Here is a 19,026-nt window from a genome sequence, read left to right as displayed (position 1 = left end):
GCTTCTTTTTTATATCTTAATGGAATAAAAAGATAGATTTGAACTGATCTGCTCACTAAAAATGGAGTAAATTTTCAAAATAAACAAGTTTTGTCGTGAATATAGTGTGCAAACTGCAGAGATGCTTTATTAATAAGAGAGTGTATTGTTGCTTTTTTGTTAATTAAAAATAGGTAGATTGTTAATAACTCTGGATAACAAGCATGATTTGTAAATTAACTTATTTATCATTCATTTTTTTGATTTCTAAAGGTTTTTTGTCGATTTTTTGAGTGAAATATAAGAGCTTTGTAAAGATGTTAAAAGCTTATTGAGGTTTTGGAGTGAAAAACTTATTATTATCACGAGGACTGTCCAGTTATAAAAGAACAGTCGAATCGTGTGTTTATTCAGTGTTTGTTGTTGCTGAATTTTTTACAAGTAAGCTTATTTCTATAATTAATTTTAATATAGAAATAGGCTCTTTTTTATATCTAAAAGGTATTAAATTATGAATAAGATATTTAAGGTTATTTTTAACCGAACAACGCAAAAAATGGAAGTTGTGTCTGAGCTTGCTCGTTCACACGGCAAGGCTACAGCTTCGACAGATGAGCGTGGTGGAATTAATTTGGCAGTTGGAATTTTAAGTGGGGCAACTTTTATTGGTGGAATGGCAGCATTTATACTTTCTGCTGCTCCTGTGGAGGCTGCAGTCATTATTAATAGTATTACGGGCAGTAATGGTAATCTTGTTATAACAACAAACTCTTCTGTACCAACGACATCTAGTACCAACCCATATAACTATTTCAACCCAGGTAGTTTATCTTATGATCAAAGAACCGAAGCTAATGCTACAAATAGATTATTGTATAAAGCTAATACAACCTCAGCAATAGTCCTTGGGGAGCATGCTACTGCTTTAGAAGATAAAAATGGAGCAAGGGCATCGGGTGTAGCAATTGGAGATTATTCGCATGCTGGTGGTGCTTTATCTATTGCAATCGGTCCATTTTCACGCACTGCTGATACTGGTTCTATTGCATTAGGTACTTCTGCACGTTCGGAAGGCTTTAACTCTTTCGCTGCAATGCGTCAATCTGCGGCTATTGCCGATTATTCAGCAGCAATTGGTTCGTCTTCTTGGGCAAATGAAACAGCCAGCTTTGCAATTGGTGCTTCAGCAACTGCATTAGGAGCACGTTCTTTTGCAATTGGTAGCGGTACACCGCAAACTGTACAGGGTAGTCAAGGCTGGGAAAATAAACGTTCTATTTATGATGGGCAGAACAATACTTTAGCAGCTGGTACCGATGCTTTCTCTATTGGTACTAAGGCGAAAACTAATGGTAATCGCTCATTTGCTATTGGTACGAATGCTTGGTCTGGTGGATTTAAAACAGAGAAGCACGCTACTCTTACGGAAATAGGAGATATGCTGAATCCTGATAATGCAAAAGTAGCTAATGACGCTTTTGCGTTAGGAACAAATTCTCGTGCAGAATCTAATGACTCTGTAGCATTTTCAACAAATGCAACAGCAAACGGTGAAGGTTCTATTGCTTTTGGCGTAAATACTAATACAACAGGTACTGGCGCAATTGCTTTTGGTAATGCTTCTAAAGCTTGGAAAAATAATGCGATTAGTATTGGTTGGAATGCAACCTCTCATGCTGAAAAAGTAATCAGTATTGGCTCTCATTCTAATGCGAGTAAAGATGGTGCAATGGCAATTGGTGATACAGCAAGTTCAAGTGGTAATAACTCAGTTGCTATTGGTTACAGCTCAACTGTGAGTAATGCGAATGCAACAGCAATAGGTACTCGTGCCAATATTACGCATGAAGGTGGTACAGCAATTGGTTTTGAAGCAGAATCGAAAGCTAATTATGCCACCGCAATTGCTTATAACTCAACTGCAAGTGGTGAAAACTCAATTGCAGCCGGTGTAAATAGTTCAGTTTCTGGTACTCGTTCTGCAGCTTTAGGTTATAACAATAATGTATCAGGTAACGACACTTTTGTATTAGGTTCTAATGTTACTGTAAGTTCTGTTGGTTCTGTTGTTTTAGGTTCAGACTCTGCGCAAGCAAATGCAACCAAAGAAGATACAGCAAAAGTAGGTAATTTAACCTATAGTGGTTTTGCTGGAGATGAAAATGTGGTTGATGGTGATTATGTAAGTATAGGTAATTCTACTAATGCTCGCCAAATTAAATTTGTTGCACCAGGCAATATTTCTGCGACTTCCACTGATGCAATTAACGGTTCGCAGTTATATGCAACCAATGACATGATTAACAATGTTACAACATCAATTAAAGATAACTTTGGTGGTAATGCTACAGTTAATCCAAATGGTACTATTACTTATACTGATATTGGTGGTACAGGTAAAGATACTATTCATGATGCGATTAAGGCTGCTAAGACTGAAGTTAAGCAAGGTAGTAACGTAAATGTCGCTAAAACTAACGGCGATGATGGTCATGATATTTATACTGTAAATGCTTATAACACTACGGTGAGCGCTTCAACAAATGTAAATACTCAAGGTTTGTTAGAAGTTAATGGTACATTTAATCAAACAACTAATACAACTAACTATGAGGTTAGCTTAACTCAGAAAGCCAAAGAGTTATTAGAAAAAGATACTGTTACAGGTGTCATGGACGATGGTAAAGGTTATGTAAATGTAACTAAAAATGAACAACCACGTGAAGGTGAAACAAGAACCTATACAGTTGATTTATCTGAGAACACTAAGAATAAAATTGATAATGCATTATCTGAGTTTACTGTTGGTGCAGATAAAAATGCGACTGCTAATGGTGTAGCTGTAAATAAAGATCAGAAACGTTTTGATATTGTTGGCGGTGATAATGTAACGACTAGCGTTGATGGTAGGACAATTAAAGTTGATCTATCTGATGAAACTAAGAATACCATTAAAGATAATAGAGATAATATTGCTAAAGGCTTTGGTTTAGAAGCACAAGATGGTAAAAATGTTAATAAAGCACTTGGTGAAAAAGTCAAAGTAGTAGGTAGTAACAGCAACATCAATACAACTGTTGATAATGGTGAAGTTAAGATCAACTTAAATAATACGTTAGATTTAACTAATGGTGGTTCTGTAACTATTGGCGATACTAGAGTTGATGGTAATGGTTTAACTATTACTGGTGGTCCTACTGTAACTAAAGAAGGCATTAATGCAGGTGATAAGAAAATCACTAACGTATCAAATGGTACTATTAGCGCCGATAGCAAAGATGCTGTAAATGGTTCGCAACTTCATGAAACTAATCAGAACGTAACTAACGTTTCAAATAACATTACTAAGTTAGATGAGTTTGTGAAAAAAGGCTTTAATATCACAGCGGATAATGGTACTGAAGATAATGTTCAGTTAGGTCAAAAGATTACTTATACATCTACTGACAAAAACATTATTACTACTGTAACTGACAACCAAATTGATTTTGCTTTAAACAGTACGTTATCAATTGGTAAAGTGGGTACTGATGGTAAAGATGGTTCTGTTGGTGTAATCGGCAAAGACGGTTCTTCTGTAGTTTTAAATGGTAAAGATGGTTCTATTGGTTTAACTGGTCCTAAAGGTGCTGATGGTAAGTCTTCAACTTCGAATATCACAGTAAAATCTAGTTCTTCAAATGTTACTACTGCTGGTGCAGATGGTAAAAACGGCACTAATGTCACTCGTATTGTTTATGACACACCAAACGGTGAGGAAGAGGTTGCAACTTTAAATGACGGCTTACAATTCGGTGCAAATGACGGCTCAGTTCACAGAGCGAAGTTAAACACGCAAGTGAATGTAAAAGGTGCTGAAGAAAATAAAGAATGGTCTAAATTCGATCAAGGTCAGAACATTATGACGCAAATCAATGGTAATAACATTACTGTTGCATTAGCGAAAGATGTAAATTTAACGGAAGACGGTTCTGTAACTATTGGCGGTACAGCTGTTAATAAAGATGGTATTACTATTAATAATGGTCCTAAAATCACGAATAAAGACGGTAGTGTAAGTGTTGCTAATCAAGATGGTAGCCCTACAAAAATTACTAACGTAAAAGCAGGTGATGTAAACAATACTTCTACGGATGCTGTTAATGGAAGCCAGTTATATACTGTACAAGAAATTGCAAATGCAGGTTGGAATTTAACTATTAATGAAGGTAAGAATAGCAGTAATGTTAAGCCTAAAGAAACGGTTGATCTAAATAATAAAGATGGCAACATCCAAATTACTAAAGATACTCATAATGTAACATTTGCATTAAATAATGAGTTAACTATTGGTGGACCAGGTAAAAACGGTGCTGATGGTAAAGACGGTTCTATTGGTGTTAAAGGTGCCGATGGTTCAACCGGTGTTGCTTTAAATGGTAAAGATGGTTCAATTGGCATTAACGGTAAAGATGGTGCTAATGCAAATATTACTGTTAAAAATGGTAAACCAGGTGTTGATGGTGTAGATGGTACAACTAAAACACGTATTGTTTATGAAACCAAAGATGGTCCAGAAGAAGTTGCAACCTTAAACGATGGTTTACGTTTTACTGGTAATGATGGTGACATCGAAAACAAACACAAGCTTAATAGCTTAGTAATCGTAAAAGGTGAAGGTGTAACTAAAGAACAATCCAAAGCATTTGAATCTGCAACTGGCAACATCAATGTTAAAGCTGATGGTCAAGGTAATTTAACAGTTCAATTGGCGAAAAACCTAAACTTAACTGAGTCTGGTTCTGTAACTATTGGTGGTACAAACATTACTAATGATGGTATTACCATTAACAATGGTCCGAAAATCACGAATGAAGGTGATAATGTTAAAGTTGGTGATAAAAATGGAGCTCCGGTTAAAATTACTAATGTAAAAGAAGGTGATTTAAGTGAAACCTCTAAAGATGCGGTTAACGGTTCGCAGCTTTATGCAACTAACCAAAATGTAACCAACTTAAGCAATAAAGTAGCTGAAGGATTCAATATTGATGCTGATAATCGTAGTGAAGGTTTGGATAAAGCTGACAATGTTCAGTTAGGCGAAACGGTTAAATACACCTCAACTGATAATAATGTTGTTACGACTGTAACGAATAATACAATCGACTTTGGCTTAGCAGATAACATCTCTGTTGGTGGAAAACCGGGTAAAGACGGTACACCAGGCAAAGATGGACAGATTGGAGTTAAAGGTGCTGATGGCAAAGATGGTGTAACTATTAAACCTGAAGCAATTGTCTTCCATGGCATTGATGGTGTAAATGGTAAAAACGGCATAGATGGCAAAGATGGTTCAGCCTCAATCAAAGTTGAGAAAGGTGCCAAAGGGCTTGATGGTAATGACGGAAAGGATGGCGAAAGCAAAACCCGTATTGTTTATGAAAAACCAAATGGTGAAAAGGAAGAAGTTGCAACACTTAACGACGGCTTAAAATTTGGTGCAAATGCTGGAGCAGTTCACAGTGCGAAATTAAATACGCAAGTGGATGTTAAAGGTGCAGCAGAGAATACCGATTGGACAAAGTTTGATGCAGGCAAAAATGTAATGACGCAAATTGCGGGCAATACTATTACAGTGGCATTAGCTAAAGATCTAGCTGGTTTAAATAGCGCTACATTTGGTGAAAATAACGATTCTACCGTAATTAACAAAGATGGTATCACTATTACTAAGAAAGATCCTAACGATGCAACTAAATCTGATGTTAAATTAACAGAAGATGGTTTAAGCAATGGCGGTAATAAGATTACTAATGTTGCCGATGGTGATGTAACAGAGACCAGTAAAGATGCAGTTAACGGTAGCCAATTATACCAAGTCCAACAAACTGCTAATGCAGGTTGGAATATTTCTGCAAATGGTAATAATGAAACCAATGTAGTACCGAAAGGTAAAGTATCGTTTAATAATGAAGATGGCAATATTGTTATCAGCAAAACAACAGCGGATAACAATGTTACGTTTGCGTTAAACAACGATTTAACTATCGGTGGTAAAAACGGTAAAGATGGATCTATTGGCGTTAAAGGTGCTGATGGTAAAGATGGCGTAATTATTAACGGTAATGGCACTATCGTAGCTGGTCGTGATGGTAAAGACGGTGTTAATGGCGTAGATGGTTCAATCGGTGCTAACGGTAAAAACGGTTCATCTGTTGTATTAAATGGTAAAGATGGTTCAATCGGATTAACAGGTCCTCGTGGTGTTGATGGTACACCGGGTGCAAGCACGAATATTGCTGTTAAAGATGGCAAACAAGGTGTTGATGGTACAGGTAAAGACGGCTTACCGGGTGACAATGGTGAAACCCGTATCGTTTATAAAAATGGTGAAAAAACTGAGGAAGTTGCTAACTTAAATGATGGCTTAATTTTTGCTGGTAACAACGAGAAGTTAAACCGCCATAAGCTAAACAGTGTGGTGAACATTGTTGGTGAAGTAGCTCAAGGCATTAATGATAAAGCGTCAGCTGAGAACTTTAAATCAGCAGCAGGTAATATCAATGTTGTTGCTAATGAGAAAGCTCAACTTGAGATTCAGTTAAATAAAGATCTGGATTTAACAGATAAAGGTTCTGTGAAAGCCGGTAACACAACCATAAATAACGAAGGTGTTACTATTTCTAAGAAAGCAGATGCTGATGTAAGTAAATCGGATGTTAAATTAACTCAAGATGGTTTAAACAATGGTGGAAACCAAATTACGAATGTAGATAGTGGCTTAAAAGATAAAGATGGTACAGTAGTTAAATTAGAAGAAGCTACTGGTGATGTCTTGAAAAATGCAACTAATGTAGGTGATTTGAAAAATGCAGTTAATGATGTTGTAAGTAAAGGTTTCAATATTGAAGCTGATAATTCTGGATTAGATAATGGTAGCAAAACAGACCATGTTGATTTAGGTCAAACAGTTAAATTTACTGATCCGGATAGTAATATTGTTACAACCGTTAAAGATAATGAAATCCAATTTGGTTTGAATTCAACATTATCTGTTGGTGGTAAAGATGGTAAACCAGGTGAAATCGGCATTAAAGGTGCTGATGGAAAAGATGGTGTATCTATCAAAGGCGAAGGTACCGTAATTGCAGGTCGTGATGGTAAAGATGGTGATCCTGGTGTTGACGGTAAAGTGGGGGCAGCTGGTAAAGATGGCTCATCTGTCGTGTTAAACGGTAAAGATGGTTCAATTGGCTTTACTGGCCCTAAAGGTGCAGATGGTGCTAACGGTGCAACAACGACATTAAAAGTTGTTCAAGATGGCCAACCAGGTATTGCAGGCAATGATGGTAAAGATGGCACAAGTAAAACCCGTATCGTTTATGAAAAACCAAACGGCGATAAAGAAGAAGTTGCAACACTTAACGATGGTCTAAAATTTGTTGGTGACGATGGCAATGAAATTGCTAAGAAACTAAACGAAACCTTAAGTATTACAGGTGGTGAAAAAGATGCAACTAAACTCTCTGATGCTAATATTGGTGTTGTCAATTCCAAAGATGGCTTAGTTGTTAAACTAGCTAAAGATCTGAAAGATTTAGGCAGTGCAACATTTATAAAAGAAGGTGAGGGTGAGCCGAAAACGGTTGTTAATAACAATGGTATTACAATCACTCCAACCAAAGATGGTAAAAATCCTGTTAAATTAACCGAAGATGGTTTAGATAATGGTAATAACCAAATTGTAAATGTGAAGAGCGGTATTGACGGTCAAAACGGCCAAGATGGTCAGCCAGTTAAATCTGTAAATGATCTAACAGATGAGCAATTAGAAAAAGTAGGTACTAATGCTGCGAACATTAAAGATGTACGTAATGCAACAGATGCACTTATTACTAAAGGCTTTAACATTAAGGCTGATAATAGCTCGTTAGCTACAGATACTGATAATGTGAAACTAGGTGAAACAGTTCACTATACATCTAGTGATAAGAACATTATTACAACTTTAGCAGATAACCAAATTGACTTTGCTTTAAATAATGATTTAACCATTGGTGGTTTAGGTAAAGACGGTCAACCAGGTAAAGATGGTTCTATCGGTGTTAAAGGTAAAGATGGTCAAGATGGCGTAACTATCAATGGTAATGGTACGGTTGTGGTTGGTCAGAACGGTAAAGATGGTAAAGACGGTATTGACGGTACAATCGGTGTAAATGGTAAAGACGGTTCAGCAGTTGTGCTTAACGGCAAAGACGGTTCTATCGGCTTGAATGGTAAAGATGGTGCAAATGGTCTAACCTTTAAGGCAGCTGATGGCGCACAAGGCGTTGATGGTACAAACGGTAAAGACGGCTTACCTGGTACAGGTAAAGATGGAGAGCCGGGTAAAACACGTATCGTTTATGAAACTAAAGATGGTGAAGGTAACCCTGTTAAAGAAGAAGTGGCAACACTTAATGATGGTTTAATCTTCACTGGTAACAATGAAGATACGAAGAATCGTCATAAGCTAAATACTTTAGTGAAAGTACAAGGTGAAGGTGTTTCTAAAGAGCAATCTGCTAACTTTAAGTCTGCATCAGGTAACATTAATGTTAAAGCTAATGGTACTGATATATTAGAGATTCAGTTAAACCGTGAGCTTAAAGACTTAGGTAATGCTACTTTCGTTGAATATAAGAAAGACGAAAATGGTAATGACGTTGTTAATACTGAAGCACCGAAAACGGTTGTAAACAACAATGGTGTAACTATCACCCCTAAAGACGGAAAAGATGGTAAAGACGGTAATGTAGTATCGTTAACCAAAGATGGTCTAAATAATGGTGGCAACCAAATCGTTAACGTGAAGAGCGGTATTGACGGCTTAAATGGTCAAAATGGTAAAGATGGTCAGCCAATCACTTCGGTGAATGATTTAACACCAGATCAATTAAAAGATGTTGGTACTAATGCAGCGAACATTAATGATGTTGTAAATGCAAGCAACGATATTATTGAGAAAGGCTTTAGCATCGCAGCTGATAATGGTGAAACTGACCATGTTAAACTTGGTGAAACTGTTAAGTACACATCTAAAGATAAAAATATTATTACAACTGTAAGTGATAATGTGATTGACTTTGCATTAAACAATGATTTAACCGTGGGTGGCCCAGGCAAAGATGGTGCTACGGGTAAAGATGGTTCTATCGGTGTTAAAGGTGCAGATGGTACAGCTGGTGTAACTTTAAACGGTAAAGATGGTTCTATCGGTTTAACCGGACCTCGTGGAGCTGATGGTAAAGATGGTGCAGGTGCAACTATCTCTGTAAAAGACGGTGCAAAAGGTCTTGACGGAAACGACGGTAAAAATGGCGAAAGCAAAACCCGTATCGTTTATGAGAAACCAGATGGCAAAACAGAAGAAGTTGCGACACTTAACGATGGTTTAAGATTCGTTGGTGATGACGGTAAAGTTATTGATAAGAAACTGAATGAAACCTTACAAATTTCAGGCGGCGATACAGATTTAGAAGATTTATCTGATGATAATATCGGTGTTGTGAATAAAGACGGTAAGTTAATGGTTAAATTAGCGAAAAACATTGACTTAACGGATGAAGGTTCAATTACAATCGGTGATACATATCTTGATAAGAATGTAATTGGTGTAGGTGATTCAGCATTAACCGGTGATAGCTTAACTGTTGGTGGTGATAACCCTATTACCGTTGACGGCAACAAAGGTACAATCGGTGGTTTAACCAATAAGACTTTTGATCCGAATAACTTCACTAGCGGTCAAGCAGCAACAGAAGACCAATTAAAACAGGTTTATGATGTGGCTAACTCTGGTTGGGATATCGCAGCGAATGGTCAAAACACTACAAATGTTGGGCCGAAAGGTAAAGTTTCATTCAACAATGAAGATGGCAACATCATCATTACGAAAGAAACTACAGATAACAATGTAACCTTTGCGTTAAATAATAACCTAACTATCGGTGGTCCGGGTAAAGATGGTCAGCCGGGTAAAGATGGTTCTATTGGTGTGAAAGGTGCAGATGGTGCAACCGGTGTAACCTTAAACGGTAAAGACGGTTCTATCGGTATCAACGGTAAAGATGGTACAAATGGCACAGTGACATTTGCACAAGGTAAACCGGGTGTTGATGGTAAAGATGGCGAAACGAAATCTCGTATCGTTTATGAAACTGTTGACAAAGACGGTAACCCTGTTAAAGAAGAAGTTGCAACACTTAACGATGGCTTAAAATTCGTTGGTGACGATGGTAAAGTAATTACTAAGAAACTAAACGAAACTTTAAGCATCACCGGTGGTGAGAAAGATGCAACTAAATTATCTGATGCTAATAATATCGGTGTAGTAAATAACAACGGTACTTTAACCGTTAAATTAGCGAAAGATATTGATTTAACTAAAGATGGCTCTGTAACTATTGGTGACACAACGGTAAATAATGATGGTTTAACAATCAAAGGTGGACCAAGTGTAACTAAAGCAGGTATCAATGCGGGTGATAAGAAAATTACTAATGTTCAAGATGGTGAAATTTCTGAAACCAGCAAAGATGCAGTAAATGGTAGCCAGCTATACCAAGTGCAACAAGTTGCTAACGCAGGTTGGAACTTAACAGCAAATGGTAAAGACAAAGGCAATGTTAAACCAGGTGCAACAGTTGATCTGAACAACAAAGACGGTAACATCGTTATTACTAAAGAGGGTAATAATGTCACCTTTGGTTTAAATAACGACTTAACCATTGGCGGTAAAGATGGTAAAGACGGTCAAATCGGTGTTGCAGGCAAAGACGGTAAAGATGGCGTAACCATTAAAGGTGACGGTACAATTACTGCAGGCCGTGACGGTAAAGATGGTGTTGATGGTCAAATTGGTGCAACAGGTAAAGATGGTGCATCTGCCGTACTAAACGGTAAAGATGGTTCAATCGGCTTAACTGGTCCAAAAGGTGCTGACGGCAAGCCGGGTGCTAGTGCAAATATTGCGGTTAAAGACGGTGCTGAAGGTGTTGATGGTACAAACGGTAAAGATGGCTTACCGGGTGAAAATGGTAAGACTCGTATCGTTTATGAAACTAAAGACAAAGACGGTAAACCTGTAACAGAACAAGTTGCAACCTTAAATGATGGTTTAATCTTCTCTGGTAACAATGAAGACACTAAGAACCGTCAGAAATTGAATACTGAAGTTAAAGTTAAAGGTGAAGGTGTTGATAAAGCAGCTTCTGAAAACTTTAAGTCAGCAACAGGTAATATCAACGTTAAAGCAAATGGCTCTGATACTTTAGAGATTCAATTAGCGAAAAACGTAGATTTAACCCAAGATGGTTCTGTCACTGTAGGCGATACTAAAGTTGATAATAAAGGCTTAACCATTAAAAATGGTCCAAGTGTAACCAAAGATGGTATCGATGCTAAAGGCACGAAGATCACTAATGTTAAAGATGGTGATGTAACTGCAACAAGTAAAGATGCTGTGAACGGTAGCCAGTTATATAATGCAGTTCAAAACTCAGGTTGGGAACTGACAGTTAATGGTGAGGCAGAATCTCAACGTATTAACAACAATGGTAAAGTTAATATTAAAGCTGGCAGAAACGTTGAAGTTTCACGTAAAGGTTCAACTGTTGAAATTGCAACTTCAAGTAACCCAGAATTTGATACAGTGAAAGTAGGTGGTACAACGCTCAGCTCAACTGTAGCAAAAGATGGTGTGAATGAACTCAATGTTGCCGGTAAAGACGGTTCTGCAACACGTATTACTAACGTTGCACCAGGTGTGAAAGGCACTGATGCAGTGAATGTAAATCAATTAAGAAGTGTTGCTAACCATGTTAATAATGTTGATAAAGACTTACGTGCAGGTGTTGCAGGTGCATTAGCAGCGGGTAACTTATACCACGTAACACAACCGGGTAAATCTATGGTTTCAGCCGGTGTGGGTACTTACCGTGGTCAAGGCGCTCTTGCAGTTGGTTACTCTCGTTTATCAGATAATGGTAAAGTGGGTATCAAATTCAGCGTGAACTCGAACAGTCGTGGTCATGCAGGAGCTGCGGCAAGCGTAGGTTACCAATGGTAATAGCGTGTAGCTAACTGATAACAAAGCCCTTCTCGAAAGAGAAGGGCTTTATTTTTGCGTATAGATAAGAAAACAAGCGGTTATTTTTTACTGTTGTTTTGCAAATGGATTGCAATTTCTTAGTAAAAAATAACCGCTTGTCGTTTAGGAGTGGAGTTAAGAAGAATTAATTATCCCACTTTGCCAATTCGGCATATTCTGTCAATTCGGGGAACTGCTTTAGCCATTTGTTCCATTGCACTTCGTTCACTTCAATTTGCACAATTCTCTCGCCGAAATCGTTAAAATGTTCAGCTTTAATGCAATTTTCCGCTTTAAATTGAGTGTAAATTGCTCCTGCAGTAACCGGCAAAAGCAGAGTCTCATTTACTAACTGTTGGCGTAATCGCTCTTGAATGGCTTGAAAGAGTAGTTCAATCCCTTGATTCTCTTGAGCAGAGAGATAGACGGCAGTAGGTATTCCTTCATTGTTACGTTCAATATGCGGTTCAATACCACTTAGTTTATCTACTTTATTAAAGACTAAGAGTGTTGGAATATCTAATGCACCAATCTCATCTAGCACTTGGTTTACTGCACCAATATTTTCATTTTTGCGATCATCTGCACCATCAATAACGTGTAACAATAGGGTTGCTTCTGTAGTTTCTTGCAGTGTAGATTTGAAGGCTGAAACCAAATCATGTGGTAAAAATCGGATAAAACCTACCGTGTCGGCAAGAATAGTTGTGCCAACATCTTTCACTTGAATACGTCTAAGGGTAGGATCTAGCGTAGCAAATAGTTGATCAGCTGCATACACACCGGCATTAGTAATAGCGTTAAAAAGGGTAGATTTGCCTGCATTAGTGTAACCAACTAATGAGACGGTAGGAATATCCGCTTTTTGACGTGTTTTGCGATTTTGGTTTCGCTGTTTGTTGACCTTTTCTAATCGATTTAACAGTTGTTGGATCCGTACTTTAATTAAACGGCGATCGGTTTCTAACTGCGTTTCCCCCGGGCCACGTAAGCCAACGGATCCACCTTTTTGCTGATCTTGGTTGGTGACACGGCGGACAAGACGTGTGGATAAATGGCGAAGTTGTGCCAGCTCTACTTGTAATTTCCCTTCGTGCGATCTTGCTCGTTGAGCAAAAATATCGAGGATCAACCCTGTTCTATCCACCACTCGGCAGCCGCATAGCGATTGTAGATTACGAGCTTGTGCCGGGCTAAGTTGATGATTTACCAATACAACTGTAGCCCCAAGTGACTCAACAGCTTCTGCAATTTCCTCTGCTTTGCCTTGTCCGACGTAGTATTTAATATGCGGGCTTTGCCGACTGGTAGTCAGTGTTGCCAGCACTTCTACACCGGCAGATTCGGCAAGGGTTTTAAATTCAAGCAGATTTTCCACATCTTTATGTTGACCAAGATAGAGATGAACAAGAATGGCTTTGTCTTTTTCGTGTTCGGTTTGCGTGTTGATTGCTGATATTTGGCTTGCTTCAGATAAAGCAAAGCCAAACGCAGAATCCTCTTCTGAGTTTGGCAGTGATTCGTTTAACATTTTCGTGTTAATAATTCAATTATTCCGTTTGTTCAGTAACTTCAGCTACAGGCTGGGCTTGCTGGTGTTGGTTGTTGTTATTGTTGTGTGATAATGCACGAGCAGGAACAACCGTTGAAATAGCATGTTTATACACCATTTGGCTTACTGTATTTTTTAATAAAATCACAAATTGATCGAAAGACTCGATTTGACCTTGTAATTTAATGCCGTTAACTAAATAAATTGAAACAGGAATACGCTCACGACGAAGTGCATTCAAATATGGATCTTGTAAAGATTGACCTTTTGCCATTTTGTTTTCCCTTTTTATTGTTGTGTACTGTGTTATTAAGACAGTGAATAATTATATAAGTGCCAAAGGCGGTTAGATATTATCACAATTATTTAAATAATGATCGATCTTTTCAATCATTTTTGTTTGAGAACTGGTCGGAGCTAAACTATCAAGCCAAGTTAATTCACCTGACCAACTACGTAGCCATGTAATTTGACGTTTAGCCAGCTGCCGGGTTGCACAGATTCCCTTAAATATGGCCTCGTCGAGTGAAATATCTCCTTGCAGATATTCCCACATTTGGCGATAACCTACACAACGAATAGAAGGTAAGTTAATGTGTAAATCTTTGCGTAAAAATAACCGTTTGACTTCATCTTCAAAGCCTAAATCAATCATTTTATGAAAACGTTGCTCAATACGTTGGTGTAAAACAGTACGATCTTCGGGTGAGATCGCAAATTGTAGAATGTTATAAGGCAAAGCCTCACCTTGTTGAGCAGTGAGATCCGTCATTGTTTTGCCTGTGATGTAAAACACTTCTAACGCACGGTTGATCCGCTGGCTATCATTTGGGTTAATTCTAGCCCCTGCAACAGGATCGATTTTTGCTAGCTCTTGATGCAAGCTCGCCCAACCAAATTGTTCTGCTTTGGCTTCAATTTCTGCTCGAATGGTAGGATCGGCAGAAGGCAATGGAGATAGCCCTTCAAGCAACGCTTTGTAATAAAGCATGGTGCCGCCGACAAGTAGCGGAATTTTGCCTTGAGCGGTAATCTGTGCCATTTCACGTAGGGCATCGGCGTGGAAATTCATCGCTGAATAACTTTCCGCCGGGTCTAAAATATCAATTAAACGATGAGGAGCTAATGCTAATTCCGCTTTACTCGGTTTTGCCGTGCCAATATCCATTCCCTTGTAAATCAAGGCGGAATCGACACTAATCACCTCAACCGGCAATTGCTGGCGTAACGCAATCGCTAAATCGGTTTTACCCGACGCTGTCGGGCCCATTAAAAATATCGCAAGAGGTTTTTGAGTCATTGTTATCTTTTTAAAATGAGAAAGCGAACTTGGGTTTGCTTTTTGGGTTTATTTGGCTGGGAGTATAGCATATTTGAGGCTAATTATAGGATCAGCTTGAAAGGTTGAGATCATTTTTAAATCTATACTATTACATTAATATCCAGAAATGTTATGGTGATTGTACATCAATTGATATACAGAGAGGTTTTTTATGGCAAATAGTGCATTAGTAAGTGTAAGAATTAATCCTGAAATTAAAGAGCAGGCAAGCGAAGTCCTAGCTGGGGCTTGACGGTTTCTGATGTAATGCGAATGACGTTAGCTAAAATTGCGACCGAAAAACGCTTTCAGTTTGATTATCAACCTAATTTTGAAACGGCGGAAGTGCTAAGAGCAGTTAAGAGCAGAGAGGAAAATTAAATTCAGCAAGCAGTATTGCGGATTTAATGGAGCAGCTCAATGAGAGAAATTGAGTATAGCAATGCTTTTAAACGGGATTATAAAAATGTACGGTTGATTCTTTATCGTCCGAATTAATTGAAGCATTATATTTTCTGATTAATGATAAACCATTACCTGAAAAATACTGCGATCATGCTTTAACAGGTGAATGGAAAGGTTTTAGAGATTGCCATATTCAGCCTGATTTAGTCCTTATTTATCGAAAGATGGGGGTAAGTTAGAGTTACTGAGAATCGGCACTCATTCCAACCTATTTGGTTAAAAGGGCGTATGGCGCCCTTTGTTGTTCATAAATATGCTGAAAAATCCACTTCTTTCCTAATTCTATCAATCTCTTTTTTCCCATTCGGGTAAAGTTCGATTTCAGAGAGCTGTGCTACCGCATCGCTAAGTGTGCAAGCGGTTGGAATCTCGCATTTTTTTGCAAAAAATTCGGTTAAATTAACCGCTTGTATTTGGTTAAATAACGCAAATAAAAGCTGCTGTAAGTTCTGCTCTCGAAGTGGCTGTGGCACTGATAACACCGTTAAGCGGGTTTGTTGTTGCCAATGTTTTTCGGTAATGGAAAAACCGAGCTTGGCTAATTCCTCTTTATACTTTTGCCAATGTTCGGCTTGTTGCTCATCTAAAGTAAGGTTAAGTGGAATCAATAACGCTTGAGATTGCCCTTTGCTTAGTTGGTAAGCAAATTTAAGTTGTGATAATTGAGCTAGAGAAATAAGGTAAAAATCCTCGTTCTCTTTCATTAATATTGCTTGGTTTTTTACAATCGCTAACGTCTGTGAATGATGGCTTGCAAGCGGTGTAATATCGCTGATTTTTTGCGAAGCCGTTTTAGTTTGAACATCCTGCTTAATTTCTACTTTTGATGTAAAATTTGGTGTTTCGAGTGTGCTTTTGAGGCCGGATTCAGTTTGTGGAACATCATTTCGCCCATTGTTGCTGATTAGCTCTTTATACCATTTTTGAGCCGATGAACTCACGCTGTGGCTTCGCTCAAATTTAGGCGTATAGCTTGAGTGATTTGCATTTTTTTCGGAAAATTTGACCGCTTGTGTTGGCTGGAATTCTACAGATTCCACAAAGATATTCTGTCCTGCCGCTTGGCGGTTAGTATCTTTTCCATAAGTGGGTGGTAGTGGCTCATTGAGTTCATCATGCAGAGCTAGAGTTGTTTGCCCTTGCTCTAGGCTATTGGTAACTCCTTGTAAAATAAAATCGTGTACCAGTCTTCCTTGATGAAAGCGTACTTCATGTTTGGCCGGGTGAACGTTCACATCCACCATGGTCGGATCTAAATCCAAAAACACCACAAAAGCAGGATAATTGCCGGTGGCAATGCGTTCGCCATAGGCTTGGCGAATAGCGTGATTAATGGTTTTATCTCTCATCATTCGCCCGTTTACATAGCTATAGCAGAGATCGTTTTGTGGACGAGCAAGGACAGGTGAGCCAATCCAGCCGTGTAAATGTAAATCGCCATGTTGCCAGTCAATATGAGTAGCTTGTTGAATAAAGTCATCTCCACAAATCGCGGCAACTCGTTTTTGTTGCTGTTCAACCGAGTTGTCTTGTACTTTGCGGTATTGACGGACGATTTTGCCATTGTGGCTTAGCGTAAAGCTGATATTCGGTTTGGCAAGCGCAATGCGACGAACTACCTCATCAATATGGGTAAATTCGGTTTTATCGGTGCGTAGAAATTTACGGCGTGCAGGCGTGTTGAAAAACAGGTTTGCCACTTCAATGGTTGTGCCGATTGGGTGAGAAGCAGGTTGAATTTCCACTTCCATTTCTCTCCCCTGAGTATAGGCTTGCCATGCCTCGCTTTGTTCTGCGGTGCGAGAGGTTAGCGTGAGGCGTGAAACCGAGCTGATACTGGCAAGGGCTTCTCCACGAAATCCAAGACTTAAGATTGCTTCTAGGTCTTCTAGGCTACTGATTTTACTGGTAGCGTGGCGGGCGAGAGCTAACGGCAAGTCTAATTTGGCGATGCCACAGCCGTTATCTCGAATACGGATTAACTGCGAGCCGCCTTTTTCAATATCGATTTGAATATGATTCGCTCCGGCATCTAAGCTGTTTTCTACCAACTCTTTTACCACAGACGCAGGGCGTTCCACCACCTCACCGGCAGCAATTTGGTTTGCCAGTTGTGGAGGAAGAATATGGATAAGTTGTTTTGGGGTGTTATTTCTCATTTTTTATGCCTAAAAGAGATAAGAGCTTATAGGTATTGTCTAGCATGGCAAGCCGTACTAGGTTAAGCATAACTCGCCCTATTTGGGGCTGCATATTTTAAAATTCCTCCATTTTATCCAATTTTCTCCCCTTTTGCATATTTCTTCACATAAAAGAACATGTTAGATTATGGCTAATGTTAATAAAAAGAGAATTAAAGTATGCAAATGAAAGACCTTGCCAAGCAAGCTAAACAAGCCAGTTTTGAGCTGGCACAATTCGGTAATCTGCAAAAAAATCAAGCCTTACTTACTATTGCTGATAATCTTGAACAACGTGCAACAGAAATTTTGTATGCCAATGCGAAAGACATTGAATTTGCTCAATCACAAGGGATATCTTTGGCGATTATTGACCGTTTATTATTAAATGAAAGCCGTTTAAAAAGTATCGCGAATGATGTACGAAATGTAGCGAAATTAGCTGATCCTGTGGGGCAAGTGATAGACGGTGGCGTATTAAATAGCGGGTTAAAAATTGAACGTCAACGTGTGCCTTTAGGGGTGATTTTAACCATTTACGAAGCTCGTCCGAATGTCACGATTGATGTTGCCTCCCTTTGCTTAAAAACAGGCAATGCGGTGATTTTACGTGGTGGTAAAGAGACGAAATTCACCAATGCGGTGTTAGTCGATGTGGTGCAAGATGCCCTAGAAAAAGCCGGGCTGCCGAAATTAGCGGTACAGGCAGTAACCGATCCTGATCGCGCTTTATTATTAGAATTGCTTAAATTAGAGCGCTATATTGATATGGTGATCCCACGTGGCGGAGCAGGTTTGCACCAATTCTGTAAAGAAAATTCTACTATTCCGGTGATTGTTGGTGGTATTGGTGTGTGCCATTTATTTGTGGAGAAAACTGCAGATCAAGAAAAATCTCTTGATGTTATTGCTAATGCCAAAACCCAGCGACCGAGTACCTGCAATACGCTTGAAACCTTATTGGTAGATAAGGCAATCGCCGTTGAGTTTTTACCTAAATTGATCGCAAGAATGGATAGTTTAGGGGTCACTATTCACAGCAACGATTTGCAAAAAATTGATGGAATTGAACCGCTTGATGTAGAAAAGTTAAGCCAAGAATGGCTTTCACTTGATTTAAATGTCGTGGTGGTTGATGGTTTAGAGGAAGCAGTGGCACATATTCGCCGCTATGGTTCGCAACATTCAGAGGGGATTTTAACTTCAGATTACCAACTTTCCCGCCAATTTGTGCAACAAGTGGATGCTGCCGCAGTTTACATTAACTCCAGCACCCGTTTTACTGACGGCGGTGAATTTGGGCTAGGAGCAGAGGTAGCGGTCAGCACCCAAAAATTGCATGCTCGAGGTCCTATGGGGCTTGAAGCATTAACTACCTATAAATGGGTGTGTGAAAGTGATTATTTAGTTAGAGGATAGT

At 38.8% G+C, this 19,026-nt stretch carries 7 protein-coding genes and 1 pseudogene; 4 read left to right on the top strand and 4 right to left on the bottom strand.

Going from position 1 to position 19,026, the window contains the following annotated elements; translation table 11 throughout:
• The first annotated feature begins 490 nt into the window (after nt 1–490).
• Nucleotides 491–12,067 (top strand): YadA-like family protein, encoded by an 11,577-nt coding sequence (locus tag A4G16_RS08735; RefSeq protein WP_165888153.1) that lies wholly within the window; start codon nt 491–493, stop codon nt 12,065–12,067.
• Between the two features lie 166 nt (nt 12,068–12,233).
• Here the strand turns inward: A4G16_RS08735 and hflX are convergent, their stop codons facing one another.
• The 3 genes from hflX to miaA all read right to left on the bottom strand — a co-directional run bounded on the left by hflX (nt 12,234) and on the right by miaA (nt 14,940).
• A complete protein-coding gene (gene hflX, locus A4G16_RS08730) occupies nt 12,234–13,619 on the bottom strand; it encodes a ribosome rescue GTPase HflX (protein ID WP_165889549.1) in 1,386 nt (461 codons plus the stop codon).
• Nucleotides 13,620–13,638: 19 nt separating this feature from the next.
• Nucleotides 13,639–13,914, bottom strand: coding sequence for an RNA chaperone Hfq (gene hfq, locus A4G16_RS08725; RefSeq protein WP_027073572.1), 276 nt, complete (start codon nt 13,912–13,914; stop codon nt 13,639–13,641).
• Nucleotides 13,915–13,986: 72 nt separating this feature from the next.
• Nucleotides 13,987–14,940, bottom strand: a complete 954-nt coding sequence (gene miaA / locus A4G16_RS08720; RefSeq protein ID WP_165889548.1) for a tRNA (adenosine(37)-N6)-dimethylallyltransferase MiaA — start codon at nt 14,938–14,940, stop codon at nt 13,987–13,989.
• A 294-nt stretch (nt 14,941–15,234) separates the two neighbouring features.
• Here miaA and A4G16_RS11005 point away from each other — a divergent pair, with 294 nt between their 5' ends.
• Nucleotides 15,235–15,342 (top strand): hypothetical protein, encoded by a 108-nt coding sequence (locus A4G16_RS11005; protein WP_237052367.1) that lies wholly within the window; start codon nt 15,235–15,237, stop codon nt 15,340–15,342.
• Nucleotides 15,343–15,381: 39 nt separating this feature from the next.
• Nucleotides 15,382–15,646: pseudogene (locus tag A4G16_RS11000) on the top strand (type II toxin-antitoxin system YafQ family toxin).
• A 25-nt stretch (nt 15,647–15,671) separates the two neighbouring features.
• Here the strand turns inward: A4G16_RS11000 and mutL are convergent.
• Nucleotides 15,672–17,585 (bottom strand): DNA mismatch repair endonuclease MutL, encoded by a 1,914-nt coding sequence (gene mutL, locus A4G16_RS08705; protein ID WP_165889547.1) that lies wholly within the window; start codon nt 17,583–17,585, stop codon nt 15,672–15,674.
• Nucleotides 17,586–17,786: 201 nt separating this feature from the next.
• On the opposite strand from mutL, the gene proA reads away from it, so the two are divergent.
• Entirely contained in the window at nt 17,787–19,025 is a 1,239-nt protein-coding gene (gene proA / locus A4G16_RS08700; RefSeq protein ID WP_165889546.1) for a glutamate-5-semialdehyde dehydrogenase, read from the top strand.
• The last annotated feature ends 1 nt before the right edge of the window (nt 19,026 follow it).

The organism is Mannheimia granulomatis (genome assembly GCF_011455695.1).
Classification (GTDB): domain Bacteria; phylum Pseudomonadota; class Gammaproteobacteria; order Enterobacterales; family Pasteurellaceae; genus Mannheimia; species Mannheimia granulomatis_A.
Note: the sequence above shows the minus strand (reverse complement) of the source record. Positions and strands in the feature narration are given on the sequence as shown.

Coding starts and splice junctions, on each gene's coding strand:
- proA (WP_165889546.1), top strand. CDS start 17,787: ATGCAAATGAAAGACCTTGCCAAGCAAGCTAAACAAGCCAGTTTTGAG.
- A4G16_RS08735 (WP_165888153.1), top strand. CDS start 491: ATGAATAAGATATTTAAGGTTATTTTTAACCGAACAACGCAAAAAATG.
- mutL (WP_165889547.1), bottom strand. CDS start 17,585: ATGAGAAATAACACCCCAAAACAACTTATCCATATTCTTCCTCCACAA.
- miaA (WP_165889548.1), bottom strand. CDS start 14,940: ATGACTCAAAAACCTCTTGCGATATTTTTAATGGGCCCGACAGCGTCG.
- hfq (WP_027073572.1), bottom strand. CDS start 13,914: ATGGCAAAAGGTCAATCTTTACAAGATCCATATTTGAATGCACTTCGT.
- A4G16_RS11005 (WP_237052367.1), top strand. CDS start 15,235: ATGACGTTAGCTAAAATTGCGACCGAAAAACGCTTTCAGTTTGATTAT.
- hflX (WP_165889549.1), bottom strand. CDS start 13,619: ATGTTAAACGAATCACTGCCAAACTCAGAAGAGGATTCTGCGTTTGGC.